Origin of the sequence: Curtobacterium sp. PhB137, assembly GCF_003814955.1 — a bacterium.
Classification (GTDB): Bacteria; Actinomycetota; Actinomycetes; order Actinomycetales; family Microbacteriaceae; genus Curtobacterium.
Genome location: NZ_RKQO01000004.1, coordinates 416,334 through 434,119, shown reverse-complemented (window position 1 = coordinate 434,119; position 17,786 = coordinate 416,334). Strand labels below are relative to the sequence as shown.

19 protein-coding genes are annotated in these 17,786 nt (G+C 71.7%); 12 read left to right on the top strand and 7 right to left on the bottom strand.

What is annotated here, in order from left to right:
* The 3 genes from EDF28_RS02380 to EDF28_RS02370 are packed head-to-tail and all read left to right on the top strand — an operon-like array spanning window position 1 to window position 2,575.
* A complete protein-coding gene (locus EDF28_RS02380) occupies window positions 1-747 on the top strand; it encodes an ABC transporter ATP-binding protein (RefSeq protein ID WP_123293019.1) in 747 nt (248 codons plus the stop codon).
* Window positions 744-2,021: an ABC transporter permease gene (locus EDF28_RS02375; protein WP_123937041.1), complete on the top strand. Its 1,278-nt coding sequence runs from the start codon at window positions 744-746 to the stop codon at window positions 2,019-2,021. The genes EDF28_RS02380 and EDF28_RS02375 overlap by 4 nt, the downstream gene beginning before the upstream one ends.
* Before the next feature lie 26 nt (window positions 2,022-2,047).
* Window positions 2,048-2,575 carry a GNAT family N-acetyltransferase gene (locus EDF28_RS02370; RefSeq protein ID WP_123937040.1) on the top strand — a complete coding sequence of 176 codons (528 nt, stop codon included), beginning with the start codon at window positions 2,048-2,050 and terminating at the stop codon, window positions 2,573-2,575.
* A gap of 38 nt (window positions 2,576-2,613) precedes the next feature.
* Here EDF28_RS02370 and EDF28_RS02365 read toward each other — a convergent pair whose 3' ends face one another.
* Window positions 2,614-2,889: a hypothetical protein gene (locus EDF28_RS02365; protein ID WP_123339397.1), complete on the bottom strand. Its 276-nt coding sequence runs from the start codon at window positions 2,887-2,889 to the stop codon at window positions 2,614-2,616.
* Between the two features lie 102 nt (window positions 2,890-2,991).
* Between EDF28_RS02365 and EDF28_RS02360 the strand changes: the two genes are divergently transcribed.
* The 3 genes from EDF28_RS02360 to EDF28_RS02350 are packed head-to-tail and all read left to right on the top strand — an operon-like array spanning window position 2,992 to window position 5,594.
* On the top strand, window positions 2,992-3,660 hold the full coding sequence (locus EDF28_RS02360) for a hypothetical protein (RefSeq protein WP_123937039.1): 669 nt from the start codon (window positions 2,992-2,994) through the stop codon (window positions 3,658-3,660).
* A gap of 39 nt (window positions 3,661-3,699) precedes the next feature.
* Window positions 3,700-5,145, top strand: coding sequence for an NAD(P)/FAD-dependent oxidoreductase (locus tag EDF28_RS02355; protein WP_123937038.1), 1,446 nt, complete (start codon window positions 3,700-3,702; stop codon window positions 5,143-5,145).
* 5 nt (window positions 5,146-5,150) lie between these two features.
* Window positions 5,151-5,594 (top strand): SRPBCC family protein, encoded by a 444-nt coding sequence (locus tag EDF28_RS02350; protein ID WP_123293024.1) that lies wholly within the window; start codon window positions 5,151-5,153, stop codon window positions 5,592-5,594.
* Window positions 5,595-5,671: 77 nt separating this feature from the next.
* Here the strand turns inward: EDF28_RS02350 and EDF28_RS02345 are convergent, their stop codons facing one another.
* Window positions 5,672-6,490, bottom strand: a complete 819-nt coding sequence (locus tag EDF28_RS02345) for a shikimate 5-dehydrogenase (RefSeq protein ID WP_123937037.1) — start codon at window positions 6,488-6,490, stop codon at window positions 5,672-5,674.
* Window positions 6,491-6,568: 78 nt separating this feature from the next.
* Here EDF28_RS02345 and EDF28_RS02340 point away from each other — a divergent pair, with 78 nt between their 5' ends.
* The 3 genes from EDF28_RS02340 to EDF28_RS02330 all read left to right on the top strand — a co-directional run bounded on the left by EDF28_RS02340 (window position 6,569) and on the right by EDF28_RS02330 (window position 9,397).
* A complete protein-coding gene (locus EDF28_RS02340) occupies window positions 6,569-7,507 on the top strand; it encodes an NADP-dependent oxidoreductase (protein WP_235035886.1) in 939 nt (312 codons plus the stop codon).
* Between the two features lie 132 nt (window positions 7,508-7,639).
* Window positions 7,640-7,834, top strand: coding sequence for a PspC domain-containing protein (locus EDF28_RS02335; protein WP_111083567.1), 195 nt, complete (start codon window positions 7,640-7,642; stop codon window positions 7,832-7,834).
* A 141-nt stretch (window positions 7,835-7,975) separates the two neighbouring features.
* Window positions 7,976-9,397: an L-serine ammonia-lyase gene (locus EDF28_RS02330; RefSeq protein ID WP_123937036.1), complete on the top strand. Its 1,422-nt coding sequence runs from the start codon at window positions 7,976-7,978 to the stop codon at window positions 9,395-9,397.
* Between the two features lie 28 nt (window positions 9,398-9,425).
* On the opposite strand, the gene EDF28_RS02325 is transcribed toward EDF28_RS02330, so the two are convergent.
* From EDF28_RS02325 to EDF28_RS02305, 5 genes are read right to left on the bottom strand one after another with little or no spacing between them, the layout of a single operon-like run.
* Window positions 9,426-10,262 carry a class II fructose-bisphosphate aldolase gene (locus EDF28_RS02325; RefSeq protein WP_123937035.1) on the bottom strand — a complete coding sequence of 279 codons (837 nt, stop codon included), beginning with the start codon at window positions 10,260-10,262 and terminating at the stop codon, window positions 9,426-9,428.
* Window positions 10,259-11,218, bottom strand: a complete 960-nt coding sequence (locus tag EDF28_RS02320) for a 1-phosphofructokinase family hexose kinase (RefSeq protein ID WP_123937034.1) — start codon at window positions 11,216-11,218, stop codon at window positions 10,259-10,261. Before EDF28_RS02320 ends, EDF28_RS02325 begins: the two co-directional genes overlap by 4 nt.
* Window positions 11,215-12,336 (bottom strand): N-acetylglucosamine-6-phosphate deacetylase, encoded by a 1,122-nt coding sequence (gene nagA, locus EDF28_RS02315; RefSeq protein WP_123937033.1) that lies wholly within the window; start codon window positions 12,334-12,336, stop codon window positions 11,215-11,217. Before nagA ends, EDF28_RS02320 begins: the two co-directional genes overlap by 4 nt.
* Window positions 12,333-13,238, bottom strand: coding sequence for an ROK family protein (locus tag EDF28_RS02310; protein ID WP_123293029.1), 906 nt, complete (start codon window positions 13,236-13,238; stop codon window positions 12,333-12,335). The genes nagA and EDF28_RS02310 overlap by 4 nt, the downstream gene beginning before the upstream one ends.
* Window positions 13,238-14,116, bottom strand: a complete 879-nt coding sequence (locus EDF28_RS02305; RefSeq protein WP_123293030.1) for an SIS domain-containing protein — start codon at window positions 14,114-14,116, stop codon at window positions 13,238-13,240. Before EDF28_RS02305 ends, EDF28_RS02310 begins: the two co-directional genes overlap by 1 nt.
* Before the next feature lie 132 nt (window positions 14,117-14,248).
* Between EDF28_RS02305 and EDF28_RS02300 the strand changes: the two genes are divergently transcribed.
* From EDF28_RS02300 to EDF28_RS02290, 3 genes are all read left to right on the top strand, one after another.
* On the top strand, window positions 14,249-15,037 hold the full coding sequence (locus EDF28_RS02300) for a DeoR/GlpR family DNA-binding transcription regulator (RefSeq protein ID WP_165901013.1): 789 nt from the start codon (window positions 14,249-14,251) through the stop codon (window positions 15,035-15,037).
* A gap of 148 nt (window positions 15,038-15,185) precedes the next feature.
* Window positions 15,186-16,436: a Gfo/Idh/MocA family protein gene (locus EDF28_RS02295; RefSeq protein WP_123937611.1), complete on the top strand. Its 1,251-nt coding sequence runs from the start codon at window positions 15,186-15,188 to the stop codon at window positions 16,434-16,436.
* Between the two features lie 23 nt (window positions 16,437-16,459).
* Complete coding sequence (locus EDF28_RS02290; RefSeq protein WP_123339407.1) at window positions 16,460-17,785, top strand: sugar ABC transporter substrate-binding protein; 1,326 nt, start codon at window positions 16,460-16,462, stop codon at window positions 17,783-17,785.
* Window position 17,786 lies beyond the last annotated feature (1 nt).

Sequence of the window (17,786 nt, the reverse complement as noted above, 5' to 3'; positions counted from 1 at the left end):
ATGACCACTCCCGTGCTCGAGGCCCGTGACCTCGCCAGGACCTACGGCCGAGGCCCGACGCGGTTCGACGCGCTCAAGGGGGTGTCGCTCCAGGTGCACCAGGGCGAGAGCCTGGCGATCGTCGGCAAGTCCGGTTCGGGCAAGTCGACGCTCATGCACCTGCTCGCACTGCTCGACAAGCCGTCGACCGGGCAGGTCCTGCTCGACGGGACCGATGCGGCGACCCTCGGCGCGCGGCAGGTGAACCGCACGCGCAACAGCACCTTCGGGTTCGTGTTCCAGCAGTTCTTCCTGACCCCCAAGACCTCGGTCCTCGACAACGTCGTGCTCCCGCTCAAGATCGCGGGCGTCTCCGGGGCCGAGCGGAAGCGACGCGGCATGGCGGCGCTCGACTCCCTCGGTCTGGCCGACAAGGCGAAGAACGACGCTAACGACCTGTCCGGCGGGCAGAAGCAGCGCGTGGTCATCGCACGCGCGCTGGTCGGTGAGCCGAGCGTCATCTTCGCCGACGAGCCGACCGGCAACCTCGACACGAACACCGGGCAGGTGGTCGAGGACATGCTCTTCGGCCTGCAGCGCGAACGCGGGATCACGCTCGTCGTGGTCACCCACGACGAAGAACTCGCCGCCCGCTGCGACCGCAGCGTCAACGTCCGCGACGGACTCATCGTCGGTGGATCGGACGGCACACCCACCGCCGGTGCCGCCATCGACCAGCAGGCCACGCACGGAAGGCACTCCGCATGAACTTCCTCGACCTGCTCCGCACCGCGGTCTCGAACACCTTCCGGTCGAAGCTGCGCACGACCCTGACCGTCATCGCGATCTTCATCGGCGCCTTCACGATCACGCTGACCTCGGCGATCGGTACGGGTGTCAGCAACTACATCGACACCCAGGTCTCGTCGATCGGCGACACCGGTTCCCTGACCATCACGAAGGCCGTCGACACCACGTCGACCGACAGCGGGCCGGCGGAGTACGACCCCGACGAGTCCGGCCAGAGCGTCGACCGCGGTCCGGCGTCGTTCTCGTACCTGTCGCAGTCCGACGTCGACGACATCCGCGCGATCGACGGCATCAAGAGCATCCGTCCAGCGGTCGCCCTGGCGCCGAAGTACGCCGAGCACGGCGACGACGGCAAGTACGTCGTCTCCCTGACCGCCAACGCGGGGGAGCTCGACGCCGACCTGGCGAGCGGGAAGCAGCTCGACGACGACACCGACGCGAACCAGGTGATCCTGCCGACGAACTACCTGGAGAACCTCGGACTCGGCAGCGCGAAGGCCGCCGTCGGCAAGGAGCTCACCTTCGCGGTGGACGACTACCAGGGCAAGGAGCACACCCTCACCGCGACGGTGGTCGGTGTGCAGAACGAGTCGCTGTTCGGGGGCGGTGCCGGGGCGAACGCCGCGCTCACCGACGCGATGCAGGCCGCGCAGGAGATCGGCAAGCCGGACTCGATCGCGACCTCGTACGCCAGCGCCACCGCGACGCTCGACTCCGGGGCCTCCGCGACCACGGTCAAGAAGGCGCTGTCGGACGACGGGTTCCTCGGGCAGACCATCCAGGACCAGCTCGGCCAGTTCCAGACCGTCATCAGCGGCATCGTCGGGGTCTTGAACGCCTTCGCCGTCATCGCCCTGGTGGCTGCGGGCTTCGGCATCATCAACACGCTGCTGATGAGCGTGCAGGAGCGCACCCGCGAGATCGGCCTGATGAAGGCGATGGGCATGGGCGGCGGCAAGGTCTACACGCTGTTCTCGCTCGAGGCGGTCTTCATCGGGTTCCTCGGCAGCGCCATCGGAGCCGGTGTCGCGATCCTGCTCGGGACGGGCATCTCGAACGTGCTCGCGGGCACGGTGCTCAAGGACCTGCCGGGCCTGCAGATCATGCAGTTCGCGCCGAGTTCGGTGGCGACGATCATCCTCGTCGTGATGTTCATCGCGTTCCTCGCCGGCACCCTCCCCGCGCGCCGCGCCGCACGGCAGAACCCGATCGAGGCGCTCCGGTACGAGTAGCGCCCGGCGTGCATAGTCTCTGACGGGTGGCGGCATTCGGGCGGGACCTCGGGGACGGGTACACGCTCACGCTGCGCGACCTGACCACGGTCGACCCGGTGCTCGAACTCGTGCGCGCGAACCTCGACCGGCTCCGGGCCGCCGAACCATGGGCGTGGGATCCGCAGGACCGCGAGACCATCGGACTGCACACCGAACGGCTGCTCGGCCAGTTCGCGATGGACCGCGCGCTCCCCTGCGTCATCCGTTCCGACGACCGCATCGTCGGGGTGGCGTCGCTGACCTTCGACCCGTACCTGGGCCAGGCGTCACTCGGCTACTGGGTGGACGCCGGACACGAGGGCCTCGGTGTCGCGGGGCGGGCCGCCGGGGTCCTGGTCGAGGTCGCGCGGGCACGCGGCACCGCACGGCTCGAGATCCGGACCGGCGTCGACAACGCCCGCAGCCGCGCGCTCGCCGAACGGCTCGGGTTCGCCCTCGAGGGCACTCTGCGGGGCGCGCTGCCGCTCGGACCCGTCCGCGCCGACGTCGCCGTCTACGGCCTGCTGCTCTAGGCGAGACTCCCCGCCGCCCGCGTGCGCGTGCGCGTGCGTCAGGAGCCCTGCGTCGCGCCCTGCCAGACCGCGAACACACCGCCGACGACCGCCAGCACGAGCAGCAGGATCCAGACGGCGAGCGCGATGAGGTTCAGGAAGATCCCCCAGCCCGCGCGACCACGGGCGAGCGGTTCCCGGCTGCGCGACGCGACGCCCAGGCACAGCCCGACGATCGGCGCGACGAACGTCCAACCGGCGAGCAGCGAGCAGATCCCGAGGACGAGGCTCGCGGTGCCGAGACCGGTGCGGGGGGACTCCGTGTACGTGACCATGCACCCGACGCTACGGAACCACTCGGGGCGTGTCGTCCCTCCAGGGCGTGATCCGGGTCCACCTGCCGACGGATGGTCACCGGACGCCGGTATCGTCGGAGCATGGCCTTGTTCGGACGACGCAACCACGACGTGCGCGATCGACCCATCAGCCAGGTCGAACTGAAGCGGGCCGTCGACGAGGGGTTCCTCATCGCGAAGGCCGCGGTCACGATCGCGGTCGGCAACCGGATCATCACGAACGCGCTGCGCGACCAGGGGTACTTCGACCACGCGCTGATCGCCGAGGCCGCGCGCGAGGAGCTCCACCGCATGGCCGAGGAGCAGCGGGGCGACGCCGCGCGCATGCGGGAGATCCGGTCGACGTCGAGCAAGTCGAAGGGCCGCTCGCGGCACCAGCACGACTACCGCCGGGGTGACGACCTCAAGCTGCGCACGCGAGAGGCGACGTACGAGCAACTCGCGACGATGCTCGACAAGCGCCGTGACGACCAGCACTTCGTCGACGGCATCGTGCTCGCCGCCCGCGCCCGAGCCTGGGACGACATCGGCACCACGGTGGTCGGGCGCCTCGGCTGGGCCCAGCGTCCGGCCGACGACTACGAGATCGGCCGTGACGACCGCCTGCAGCAGATGCTCGACGAGGACTTCGCGACGTTGCTGGCCGAGCACCCCGTGGGCTCGACCCCGGTCGACACCGACGAGCCGGACGACGCCGACGGCGACGAGGACGGCTCCGACCCGGCAGACCCCGACGTCGCACGCCCCTGACCGGGACCACACGCAGACACGAGTCCCTAGGCTCGGACCATGGTTGATGCGGTGGTCGTCGGGGCCGGACCGAACGGACTCGCGGCGGCGGTGACGCTCGCCCGTGCGGGCTTGTCCGTCGAGGTGGTCGAACGGAACGACACGATCGGCGGTGGTGCCCGCACCGCCGAGCTCACCCTGCCGGGGTTCCTGCACGACGTCTGCTCGGCGGTGCACCCGATGGCGCTGCAGTCCGAGTTCTTCCGGCTGTTCCGGATGGAGGAGCGCATCGAGCTCCGCCTGCCCGAGGTGCAGTACGGGCACCCGCTCGACGGCGGTCGTGCCGGCATCGCGTACCAGGACCTCGAGCGGACGGCCGCCGAGCTCGGTGTGGACGGCCCAGCCTTCCGGAACCTGATGGGCCCGCTCGCCCGCGCTGCCGACCAGGTCGCCGACTTCGCCACCGACGCGCTCTTGCACGTGCCGCGGCACCCGCTCACGGTGCTGCGGTTCGGCCTGCGCGCACTCGAGCAGGGCAGCAGCGCCTGGAACGCCCGCTTCCGGCAGGACGCCGCCCCGGCGATGGTGTCCGGCGTCGCCGCGCACTCCATCCAGCACATGCCCTCGCTGTCGACGGCCGCCGCGGCGCTGTCGCTCGGCGCCTACGCACACGCCCGCGGTTGGCCCGTGCCGATCGGCGGCAGCCAGGCGATCATCGACGCGCTCGCCGACGACCTCGTCGCGCACGGCGGACGGATCGTCACCGGGCACGAGGTCCGGTCGCTCGGCGACCTCACCCCGGCGAAGGCGGTGCTCTTCGACACGAGTGTCCCCGGAATGCTGCGGATCGCCGGCTCGCAGATCCCCACGCCGAAGCGCGGTGCGCTCCGCCGGTTTCGGTTCGGCAACGCGGCCGCGAAGGTCGACTTCGCGCTGTCCGATCCGGTGCCGTGGACGAACGAGGCGCTGCGCCGGGCCGGCACGGTGCACATCGGCGGGACACGAGCCGAGATCGCGGCGGCGGAGGGCTCGGTCGCGCACGGTCAGCACGCCGAACGGCCGTACGTGCTCGGTTCCGAGCCGACCGTCGTCGACCCGACCCGGGCGCCGAAGGGCAAGCACGTCTTCTGGGCCTACGCGCACGTGCCGGCGGGGTCCGACGTCGACCAGACCGAGGCGATCACGCGCCAGGTCGAACGGTTCGCACCGGGGTTCCGCGACACGATCCTGCACACGTCGAGCCGGACGGCCGCGCACATGTCGGACCACAACCCGAACTACGTCGGCGGCGACATCGCCGCCGGTGCTGCGAGCTTCTGGCAGCTCGTGAAGCGCCCGGTGCTGTCCAGCGACCCGTGGCGGATGGGCGGCGGCATGTACCTGTGCTCCGAGTCGGCCGCGCCCGGCCCCGGTGTGCACGGCATGGCCGGTTGGCGTGCCGCGAAGAGCGCACTCCGGCACACCTTCGGGCTGCCCGACGACGTCGACCTCACCCCGGAAGGCTGATCACCATGGCGAAGAACGTCCGCATCCTGCACTGCGCTCCCGAGGACGTCTTCGACGTGCTCGGCGACGGCTGGCTCTACACGACCTGGGTGGTCGGCGCCTCGCGCATGCGGAAGCAGGAGGCCGGTTGGCCGCAGGTCGGCACGCACCTGCACCACTCCTTCGGTGCCTGGCCGCTCGTCATCGACGACGTCACGACCTCGTTGGTGTGGGATCCGCCGCACCGCATGGTGATCCAGCCGAAGGGGTGGCCGATCGGTGAGGCCCGCGTGGAGCTGACCGTGGAGCCGCACCGCAAGGGCTGCAAGGTGACGATCGTCGAGAACGCCGTCGCCGGTCCCGGCGCCTGGGTCCCCGACTTCCTCATGCAGCCGCTCATCTGGGTCCGGAACCACGAGACGCTGCGCCGCCTCGGGTGGGTGGCCGTCGGGCGCGCGACGAACGCCTGAGACGTTCCCACAAAGGCGGACGGGAGGCGCGGTGCCAGCTGGCCCCGTGCCTCCCGTCCGCCCTGTGGGCGCGTCGACTACTCGGCGCGCGAGAACTCGCTGGCGCGCGCCACCTGGTCGTCCGTCAGGGCGACGCCCGTGTAGCGCTCGAACTGGCGCGCTGCCTGCAGCGCGATGACCTCGGCGCCGGTGATGACGTGCTTGCCGGCGTTCCGTCCCGCACGGACCAGCGGGGTCTCCGACGGGAACGCGACCACGTCGAAGACCGTGTGGGCCGCCTCGATCCGGTCCTGCGCGAAGGCGAGCGCGTCCTGCTGGTCGCCCCGCATGCCGAGGGGCGTGACGTTGACCACCAGGTCGGACTCCCCCGCCTCGCGCTCCTCGGCGATCCACTCGTACCCGTACTGCGACGCGAGCGCCGTACCGGTCTGCTCGTTGCGGGCGACGACCGTCAGGCGGTCGAAGCCGGCACCGCGGAACGCCGCGGTCACGGCCTTCGCCATGCCGCCGGAGCCGCGGAGCAGCACCCGGGACGCGGTGTCGACGTCGTGCGACCCGAGCAGGGCGGCGATCGCCTCGTAGTCGGTGTTCGACGCGGTGAGCACGCCGTCGTCGTTCACGACCGTGTTCACCGACTGGATGGCGGCGGCGGACTCCTCGACGTGGTCGACGAGCGGGATGATCGCCTCCTTGAAGGGCATCGACACCGAGCAGCCGCGGATGCCGAGCGCTCGGATGCCGGCGACGGCGCCGGGCAGGTCGGTCGTGGTGAACGCCTTGTACAGGAAGTTGAGCCCGAGCTCGTCGTACAGGAAGTTGTGGAACCGGGTGCCGATGTTGCTCGGCCGGGCCGCGAGCGACATGCAGACCTGCATGTCCTTGTTGAGGATGGGCATGGGGCCAGTCTCCCACCGTCGTGCCGATGGAGCGGTCCACGCGGACCGTTCGTCATGCTCGGGGTACCGTCGGACGCGATGACTGAGATCCCGGAGACCATGCGCGCCGTCCGCTTCGACGAGTGGGGTGACCGCTCCGTGCTGCACGTCGCCGAGGTCCCCGTCCCCGAGGCCACCGCCGGTCGGGTGCTCGTCCGGGTCCGCGCCGCCGGCATCAACCCGGGCGAGTCGGCGATCCGCCAGGGGCTGCTCGACGGCGGGTCCTCCGACGCGCTGCCGTCCGGTCAGGGCACCGACTTCGCCGGCATCGTCGTGGCCGTCGGCGAGGGCGTCGACGGCGTCGACGAGGGCGAAGAGGTCCTCGGGTGGTCGTGGGACCGCGCGAGCCAGGCCGAGTACGTCTCGGTGCCGGCCGAACAGGTCGTGCAGAAGCCCCGGCTGCTCGACTGGACCGTCGCTGGCGGGCTCGACATCGTCGCCACGACCGCTGCCGCAGCCGTCCGTGCCGTCGACCCCCGACCCGGCGAGACCGTCGTCGTGTCCGGTGCCGCCGGTGGTGTCGGCGGGTTCGTCACGCAGCTGCTGACGAACGAGGGCATCGACGTGATCGCGATCGCGTCCGAGGCGAACCACGAGTGGCTCCGGTCGAAGCGTGCACGGCCCGTCGCGTACGGCGAGGGCCTGCAGGAGCGCATCACCGAGCTCGCCACCAACGGCATCGACGCCGTCATCGACACGTACGGTCCTGAGTACGTGCACCTGGGGATCGCCCTGGGCGTGCCGGTCGACCGCATCGAGACGATCATCGCGTTCGAGGCTGCCGCCGAGGTCGGTGCGAAGGCCTCCGGCAGTGCGGACACCGCCGACCCGGAGATCCTCGGCGCCCTCGCGATGCAGGTGGCGAACGGCGAGGTCGAGGTGCCGATCGCGGCGACCTTCCCGCTCGACCGGGTGCAGGACGCCTACGAGCAGCTGGAGCAGCGGCACACCCGCGGGAAGATCGTGCTGATCCCCTGACGGGTGTCGGTGGTCGGTGGTCGGGGGCCGGGCGTCGGCGGTGGTTCGGGGGTCGTTCGGGGGTTGTCCCCACCGTGCTCCGGGGTACTGCCCGGATGCCCTTGCTCGTCGCCGGTGCGTAGCGTCGACCCCATGAGCACACTCTCCCGTCCCCGCAACGGCCGCATCCTCGCCGGTGTCTGCGCCGGCCTCGCCGATCGCTTCGGCCTGTCCCGCACCCTCGTCCGCATCGGCTGGGTGATCCTGAGCCTGTTCCCCGGGCCGCTGTGGATCGCCTACGTCGTCCTGTGGTTCGTGGTGCCGGCCGAGGGCAACACCCGCCGCTGAGCCCCGGTCCGTCCGTGCCCGGGGGCCGAGTCTCGCGGTGAGCGACAGTTCTCGCGCTCGTGAGTCCGTGATCTGTCGCTCAGCCCGAGACTCGGTGCGGCCAGCTGAGCCCGGTCCGTCCGGACGGGTTAGTGTGGCGGCGTGCCGGTCTCCGTCTTCGATCTGTTCAGCGTGGGTGTCGGTCCCTCGAGCTCGCACACCGTCGGGCCGATGCGGGCCGGCGCCGAGTTCGCGTCCCTGGTCGCCGGGCTGCCCGTCGCCTCCGTCGCCGTCGACCTGTACGGCTCACTGGCGTCGACCGGGCAGGGCCACGGCACCCTCGGCGCCGTGGTCGCCGGCCTGATGGGGTCCCACCCCGAGACCGTCGACCCGGACGCGATGACCGGGTCGCTCGACGCCCTCGAACGCGACGGCCTGCTCCGGCTCGACGGTGGGGTGACCGTGCCGTTCCGGCTCGCCGACATCGTGCTGCATCCCCTGACCATGCTGCCCCGGCACCCGAACGCCATGCGGCTGCGAGTCCGTGACGGAGCCGGTGCCGACCTGGCCGACGAGACGTACTACTCGATCGGCGGCGGCTTCATCGCTCGCGACGGCGACGGCGACGGCGACAGCGACGGCGAGGACGGCGGCGCCGTGGACGACGGTGCCGTGGTCGCGGGGGCGGCGATCCCGGTCGACGACCGCGTGCCGTACCCGTTCTCGAGCGGCGCCGAGCTGCTGGCCGCCTGCGCTGCCTCCGGTCTGCCGATCAGCGGAGTGGCGCTCGCCAACGAGTCGGTCACCCGGACCGACGCCGACGTCCGCTCCGGGCTGCTCGACATCCATGCCGTCATGGACTCGTGCGTCGACCGCTCCGTCCGCCGTGACGGATGCCTGCCCGGCGGGCTCGACGTCCGGCGTCGTGCAGCCACCTGGCACGAGCAGCTCACCCGCGAGGACCCCGACCACGACCCGCTGTTCGCCATGGAGTGGGTGAATCTCGTCGCCATGGCGGTGAACGAGGAGAACGCCACCGGCGGCCGGGTCGTCACCGCACCCACCAACGGCGCCGCCGGCATCATCCCCGCGGTGCTGTACTACGCGCTCACCTACGTCCCCGCGATCACCGCTGCCGACCGCGACGACGCCGTCGTGCGGTTCCTGCTCACCGCCGGCGCCGTCGGGTCGATCTACAAGGAGCGCGCATCGATCTCCGGTGCCGAGGTCGGTTGCCAGGGCGAGGTCGGCTCGGCCGCGTCGATGGCTGCCGCCGGACTCGCCGAGGTCCTCGGGGGCACCCCGGAACAGGTCGAGAACGCCGCGGAGATCGCGATGGAGCACAACCTCGGGCTCACTTGCGACCCGATCGGTGGCCTGGTGCAGATCCCGTGCATCGAGCGGAACGCGATCGCGGCGAACAAGGCGATCAACGCCGCACGGATGGCCCTGCGTGGCGACGGCGTGCACCACGTGTCGCTCGACCAGGTCGTCGAGACGATGCGGCAGACCGGGGCGGACATGTCGACGAAGTACAAGGAGACCGCGATGGGTGGGCTCGCGGTGAACGTCCCGCTTTGCTGAGCACTGCGGCTGCTCGGGCCGCCACCGCTCAGCCGTGCAGGAGCGTCAGCAGCCGGGCGGTCTCGGTGGAGATCGCCTCGCGCCCCGCCGACACGTACTTGCGGGGGTCGACCAGGTCGGGCCGCTCGTCGAGCACGGTGCGCAGGGCACGCGTGAACAGGCCGTTCAGGTGCGTCGAGATGTTGATCTTCGTCATGCCGGCCTGCACCGCGCCGCGCAGCTCGTCGTCGGACAGCCCCGACGAACCGTGCAGGACCAGCGGGACCGGCACCGCGGACCGCAGACGTTCCACCAGGTCGCGGTCGACCGAGGCTTCGCGGGTCTGCATCGCGTGCGAGGTCCCGACGGCGACGGCCAGGGCGTCCACCCCGGTGTCGGCCACGAACGCGGCGGCATCGGTGGGGTCGGTGCGGACACCCGGAGCGTGCACGCCGTCCTTGCCGCCCACCTCGCCGAGCTCGGCCTCGATGGCGACGCCGGCGGCGTGACACCGGACCGCGAGGTCAAGGGTGGCGGCGACGTTCGCCGCGAAGTCCAGGTGCGAGCCGTCGTACATGACGGAGTCGACGCCCAGGTCGATGCCGGCGGCGACGAGGTCCGGGTCCTCGATGTGGTCGAGGTGGACCAGGACGTCGACGTCGGCGGCCCGGGCGATCGCCTGGGTCGCGGTCGTGATCGGTGCGAGACCGCCGTGGTACCGGACGCAGTTCTCGCTGATCTGCAGGATGACGGGCAGTCCGGCCCGCTCGGCCCCGGTGACGATGGCCTCGGCGTGCTCGAGCAGCACGACGTTGAACGCGCCCACGCCACGGTGTGCCGTGCGGGCGGTGTCGAGCAGGCCCGTCAGGGCGAGGTCGGTGATCATGCTGGGGTCCTCGTTCGGTCGGGGTGGGTCAGGAAGCGGTGGACGTCGGCGGGGTCGACCTCGCCCGCCACCGGGCGGAGGACGGCGGCGGCCCCGTGGGCAGCGGCGGACCGGAGCGCTCGGAGCAGGGTGTCGTCGGCGAAGGGGGCGCCGGTGCCCTGCTGGTGACCCGAGCGGACCAGGGCACCGACCAGACCGGCGGTCGCTGCGTCGCCCGCTCCGGTCGGGTTGCCCGAGACGCCGGGCACCGCTGGGACCTCGAGCACGTGGTCCGCGGTGTGGGCGGCGATGCCGTGCGCTCCGCGGGAGACCACGACGACGCCGGCGCCGCGTTCCAGCAGCCGGAGGGCGGCCGTGCGTTCGTCCGCGGCGCCCGTGGCCTCGAGTAGTTCCTCGCGGTTGGGCTTGCAGACGGTGGCACCCGCGCTCGCCGCCGCCAGCAGTGCGGCACCGGAGCAGTCCACGACGCTCAGGACGCCGTGCTCGTGGGCCGTGGCGACCCAGCGCGCGACGATGTCGGGCGCGGCACCGCCGGGCAGCGAACCGGACACCACGAGGGCGGTGGCGTCGGCGCGGCCGAGCAGTCCGTCGACCGCTGCGGCGACGGCGTCCCACTCGGTGCCGGTGAGCACCGGGCCGGGCTCACCGAACATCGTCGGGTGGGCGACGTCGTCGACCACGGTGACGGTCGTGCGGGTCGTGCCGGACACCACGACGTCGGTGTGGTCGAGGCCGAGGTCGTCGAGCGCGTCCGAGATCCAGCGGCCGGGCGTCTCCCCAAGGGGCAGGACGGCGTGCGTCGCGACACCCGTCGCCGCCAGGACCCGACCGACGTTCAGGCCCTTGCCACCCGGGTGCCGTGCGACGTCGAGGACTCGCTGGGTCTCGCCGATGCGCTGTTCGGCGACCCGGTACGTGACGTCGACGGCCGGGTTCGGGGTGACGACGATGATCACGCGACCACCGCCGTCCGCAGGGGGTTCCGCACCGCACCGGTGTCGGGGTCGAGCACGAGGAGATCGGCGGGTGCGCCGACCGTGAGCGGCGCCGGCCGACCGAGCAGCCGAGCCGCACGTGTGGCAGAGGCGGCGACGACCTCGGGCACCGCGACCCCGCTCGTCAGCAGCCCACGGACCGCGTCGGCGACGGTGATCGTGCTGCCCGCCAACGACGACCCGTCGGCGAGCATCGCGACACCGCCGCGGACCGAGACCGCGGACCCGGCGATGGTGTGGTCGCCGTCGGGGCAGCCCGTCGCCGACATCGCATCGGACACGAGCACCAGGCGGCCCGGTGCACTCCGCTGGACGAGCCCGATCGTGGTCGGGTCGAGGTGGTGTCCGTCGACGATGCACTCGAGCAGGACGCGGTCGTCGGTCAGGGCGACCCCGACCGGCCCCGGCGTGCGGTGGTGCAGCGGTGGCATGCCGTTGAACAGGTGCGTGACGAGCGTGGCACCGGCGTCGATCGCGCGGCGGGTCTGCTCGGCGGTGGCGTCGGTGTGCCCGATCGCCACGACGACCCCGGCGGCGACGAACCGCGCCACGGTGTCGAGGGCGCCGGGGAGCTCGGGGGCGAGTGTCACGACCCGCAGCGCGCCGTCGGCGGCCGCCAGGTACGCGTCGACCTCGAGCGGGTCCGGCGCGTGGAGCAGGTCCACCCGGTGGGCTCCGCGGCGGGCCGGGGACAACCACGGCCCTTCGAGGTGCAGGCCCGCCAGCGTGCCGTCCGAGGTGAGCGGTCGCAGGCGCGTGAGGGCTGCGACGGTGTCGTCGGGACGCCCGGTCGCGATCGAGGCGACGAGGGTCGTGGTCCCCCGTGACCGGTGGTGCGCGGCCGCCGCTCGGGCGTCCGCGGCGGAACACGTCGCGAAGTCGTGGCCGAGTGCGCCGTGGGCGTGCAGGTCGACGAAGCCCGGCACGACGGTGCCCTCGACGGGGACCGCGGAGTCCGCGCGCGGCGGTGTGCCGGCACCGACCGCGAGCACGGTGGCGTCGTCGCCGAGGACGAGCCACCCGTCGTGCAGGTCGTGGGCGGCGGTCACGATGCGTGGCGCGCGGACGAGCGTGGTCACAGCAGCACCCCGCTCTCGAGCAGCCGCCGTGCGAGCAGACCTGCGCCGATGGCTCCGGCGGCGTCGCCGTGGGCGGCCGGCAGGATCTCCGGGGCGCGGACCCCGACGAGCCGCTCGGCCACCGCCGTGCGGAGCGGCCCGAACAGCAGCGGGCCGGACTCGGCGAGTCCCCCGCCGACGATGACGGTGTGGCAGCCGGCGACCGCGGTCGTCCAGGCGAGGGCGTCCGCGAGCACGGCGACGCAGTCGTCCCAGACGGCGGTCGCCACGGGGTCGCCGTCGCGCACCCGGAGCATGGCTGCGTGCGCCGATGCCGACCCGGAGCGGCGTGCGACTCCCCCGGCCGATGCGATCTCCTCGACCCGGAGCCCCTCGTGCGGTCCGGACGGGATCAGCACCTGGCCGATCTCCCCCGCCCATCCGCCCCCGGACACGACCTGGCCGTCGACGACCAGCGCGCTGGCCAGGCCGGTGCCGACGGGTACGAACGCGACCGATCCGCGGGACAGCGCCGTGTCACCGGTGTGGGTCTCGGCGAGGGCACCGGCGCGGACGTCGTGGCCGAAGGCGATCGGGACGTCGACACCGCGTCGGACGAGCTCGGCCCGCACGAGGTCACGGACCGGCACGTCCCGCCACCCGAGGTTCACCGCGAGGACGACGGTGCCGGCGGCTTCGTCGACGACACCCGGCGTGACGAGCCCGACGGCGTCGAGCCGACCGCGGTCGAGCGCCCGCACTGCCAGGTCGGCGACGGCCACCGCCAGTCGGAGCCCCGACGGATCGTCGCGGGGCGTCGGGACCCGGGTCTCGTCCAGGACGAGTCCGTCGGCGTCGGTCAGCCGGGCCTTGGTGCCCGTGCCGCCGACGTCGACCCCGAGCACCGCGCCTGCGCCCGCCATCAGGTGAGGATGACCGACCGCGTCAGCGAACGGGGGTTGTCCGGGTCCAGCCCACGACCCTCGGCCAGGGCGACGGCGAACCGGTGCACGACGACGAGGCCGGCGATCGGGTCGAGGTCGTGCTGCACGAAGCGCGCACCGGTGGCGGCGACCTCGTCAGCCAGCCCCTGCGGTGCGGCACCGAGCGACCAGACGAGCCGGCCGGGCTGCGCGATGGCGATCGGCCCGTGCCGGTAGTCCATCGCCGGGTAGGACTCGGCCCAGAACTGCGCGGCCTCCCGCGTCTTGAGTGCGGCCTCGAACGTCAGGCCGACGGCGGCACCGCGGCCCACGAAGGAGACCTGCTCGGCGTCGAGCAGGTCGTCGATCGGCAGGGTCAGCGCGATCTCGGCCTGGGCGGCGAGGGCCTCGACGTCGTCGCCGATCGACGCGCGCAGCAGGGCGAGCGCCGTGGTGGCGAACCGCGTCTGCACGACGGAGCGCTCGTCGGCGAAGGGCAGTGCGACCACGTCGTCGGCGACGGCCGCGGCGGGACTGTCCGCGACGGCCGTGATCAGGACGGTGCGCTGCGACGGCAGGGCTTGCAGCAGGTCGACGATCTCGGTCGTTGTGCCCGAGCGGCTGATGGTGAGCACACGGTCGTACTCGCGCGATGCGGGGTACTCGGAGCCGGCGAAGGCGTCGGTGACCCCGAGGCCGGCCTGCTCACGGGCGACGGCGTAGCTCATCGCGATGAACCAGCTCGTGCCGCAGCCGATCACGGCGACGCGTTCACCGGGCTGGGGGAGCGCGTCCGAGAAGGTCGGCAGGAGTGCTGCGGCGGCGCGCCAGGTCTCCGGCTGGGAGGCCAGTTCGGCGCTCACGAAGGTGTCGGTCATGGGAGCCTTCCGGTCCGGTTCGATCCGGGTGATCGATGATCAGGAAGCGTAGCGAGCGATCGTGCGCGATGGAAGACCAAAGCGTCAATTCCGATCACCGAGCAGTCGCGATGGCACCGTAGGATGGCCGTCATGACCCCCCAACAGCGGCTGAACGCCCTGCTCGAACTGGTGAGCGAACGCGGCAACGTGTCGATCGCCGAGATCGGCGAGCTGCTGGGGATCTCGGCCGCCACGGCCCGACGCGACCTCACGACGCTCGCCGACCAGCGGCTCGTCACGCGCACGCACGGCGGAGCCGCGGCGCTCGGGGCCGGCTACGAACTGCCCCTGCAGTACAAGATCGCGCGCCAGGCCGAGGCGAAGACCGCCATCGCCCGTGCCGCAGCGCGACTGGTGCAGCCGGGCGAGACCGTCGGGCTGAACGGTGGGACCACCACGACCGAGGTCGCGCGAGAACTCGGCAAGAGCGAGCGGTTCATCCGTGCCGACGGCGAGTTCGGGATCACCATCGTGACGAACGCGCTCAACGTCGGGTACGAGCTGTCCGTCCGCGCCAACGTCAAGATCGTGGTCACGGGCGGGGTCGCGCGGCGGCAGTCGTACGAGCTCGTCGGCCCACTCGTCCGTGACACCCTCGACGAGTTCGCGCTCGACCTCGTGGTCCTCGGGGTGGACGGGCTCACCGGGCAGTACGGCGCCACGACCATGCACGAGGGCGAGGCCGAGGTCAGCCGGCACTTCGCCTCGGTCGGCCGACGGGTCATCGTGGTCGCCGACTCGACCAAGATCGAGCGGTCGACGTTCGCCAGGATCTGCCCGCTGGACCGCATCGACGTCCTGGTCACCGACCAGCCCGTCCCGCCGGCCTTCGCAGCCGACCTCGCCAGCGCCGGCGTGGAGCTCGTCGTCGCCGACTGAGCCGACGGACGAGCGCCCGGATCCCGGGCGCGACGTTTCGATCGTGTAAAACCCTCCCGTCGTGGACCCATGAGCGATCCGTGAGCGCCTATTGTGCATTCATGATCGATTCGGCATCATGGGCGTCACAATCACGCAAGGGAGCGAGATGAGCATGGGCGTTGACAACGGGATCCTCCGCGTCGCGGTGATCGGGATGGGCCAGCGGTCCGCCATCGCACGGCACGTCGCCGAGGCGGTCGCCGCGGACCCGGCACTGCAGGCGCAGGTCGTCGCCGTGGCGGACGTCACCGCAGCGGGCCGCGAGCGCGGGCGGGTCGAGTACCCCGATGCGCTGGTGGTCGAGCACCACCGGGACCTCACCGACCAGGTCGACGCTGCGATCGTGACCACGCCGGACTGGACACACGCCGAGATCGCGATCGACCTGCTCCGCGCGGGCATCGCCGTCTACCTCGAGAAGCCCCTCGCCATCACGGTCGAGGACGCCGACGCGGTCCTCAACACCGCCGCCGAGACGGGCACCCCGCTCTACGTCGGCCACAACTTCCGCCACGCGGCCGTCGTCCGCCTGATGCGCGAGATCGTCGACCGCGGCGAGATCGGCGAGGTCAAGGCCGTCTGGTGCCGCCACTTCGTCGGCAACGGCGGGGACTACTACTTCAAGGACTGGCACGCCGACCGCGCGAACGTCAACTCCCTGCTCCTGCAGAAGGCCAGTCACGACCTGGACGTCATCCACGCACTCGGCGGCGGGGACACCAGCCGCGTCGTGGGCATGGGGTCACTGTCGGTCTACGGCGACGTCACCGACCGACGGGACCGCAGCGGCGAGCTGATGGGGGACTGGTTCTCCCACGACAACTGGCCGCCACTCGCCCAGACCGGGCTGAACCCGGTCGTCGACGTCGAGGACGTCTCGATGGTGATGATGACGCTCGACAACGGCGTGCAGGCCAGCTACGAGCAGTGCCACTTCACCCCGGACTACTGGCGGAACTACACGGTCATCGGCACCGAGGGTCGCCTCGAGAACATCGGCGACACCGGCGGTGGCGTCGTGAAGGTCTGGACGCACCGTCGTGGCTGGGACACCGCGGGGGACCGCGAGTACCCGATCGATGGCGTCGAGGACGGCCACGCCGACGCCGACCTGATCACCATGACCGAGTTCCTGCGGTCCGTCGCCCTCGGCGAACCGACGGAGCTGTCCCCGATCGCGGCGCGCGCCGCGGTCGCTGCCGGTGCCCTGGCGACCCGTTCGCTGCGCACCGGTTCCGTCCCCATCGACGTCCCGCCGCTGCCGGCCGAGACGATCGCGCACTTCAGCCGGCCCGCCACACCCTCCACACGACCCGCTCCGCACCCCACCCACCCCGCCCAGACCGTCGGTTCCTGACGGCCGTGCGAAAGGATCTCCCGATGACCGCACACATCCCCGCCCGAGGAACCGGCGTCCGCCGGATCCTCGTCGGCGCCGTCGCCGCCCTCGGCGCGGCCGCACTCCTCGCCGGGTGCTCCACGTCCTCCGGGGCGTCGAGCTCCGGCGGCGACTACACCGCCGCCGCGAAGGACACCAAGGCGAACCTGACGTACGCCGTCTGGGACGAGAACCAGGTCAAGGCGATCAAGGCCAACCTCAAGGGCTTCAACGAGGAGTACCCGGACATCAAGGTCAGCGTCGACGTCACGCCGTTCGCCAACTACTGGACGAAGCTGCAGACCCAGGGCTCGAGCAACACGCTGCCCGACCTGTTCTGGATGAACGGCCCCAACTTCCAGCTGTACGCGGCCAACGGCAAGCTCGCGCCGATCACCGGCGAGGTCAAGGCCGGCGACATCGACCCCGCGAAGTACTCGAGCGCGCTGAACGACCTGTACACGTACGACGACACCCAGTACGGCGTGCCGAAGGACTTCGACACCATCGGCGTCTGGGTCAACAAGGCCCTGTTCGAGAAGGCCGGCATGGACCTGCCGTCGAAGGACTGGACCTGGGACGACTTCCAGAAGACCGGCGCCGAGCTCAGCGAGAAGCTCAAGGCCGACGGCGCGTACGGCGCGGCCGGCGGCATGGACGGCCAGACGACCTACTACGACACGATCTTCCAGGCCGGGGGATCGGTCGTGAACGCGGACGGCACGAAGTCCGAGTACGCCTCGAAGGCATCGGAAGCGGGTCTGCAGTTCTGGACGGACCTGATCGACTCGGGCGCTTCGCCGTCGATGAAGCAGCTCACCGACACCACCGCCGACCAGTGGTTCACGTCGGGCAAGCTCGCGATGTACCAGGGCGGCAGCTGGTTCCGCTCGGCCCTGACCGGCACCGCGATGGAGAAGGACATCGTCGTGTACCCCCTGCCGAAGGGCAAGGAGCAGGCGACCGTCATCCACGGTGTCTCGAACGTCGTGTCCGAGGCGAGCAAGAACAAGGCCGCGGCGCAGGCGCTCCAGGTCTACCTCGCCGGCAAGACCGCCCAGCAGCAGCAGGGCGACATGGGCGCCGTCATCCCGGCCTACGAGGGCACGCAGTCCGCCTTCACGAAGACGATGCCGGACGCCGACCTGCAGGTGTTCCTCGACGCCGTCGACTACGCCAAGCCCCTGCCGGTGTCGAAGAACACCGCCGCGTGGAACACCCTCGAGACCAACCTCCTGCCGAACGCCTTCGACGGTTCGACCCCGGTCGACGACGTCGCGAAGCAGCTCGCGCAGAAGATGGACGCCGCCCTCGCCAAGGAACAGTGAG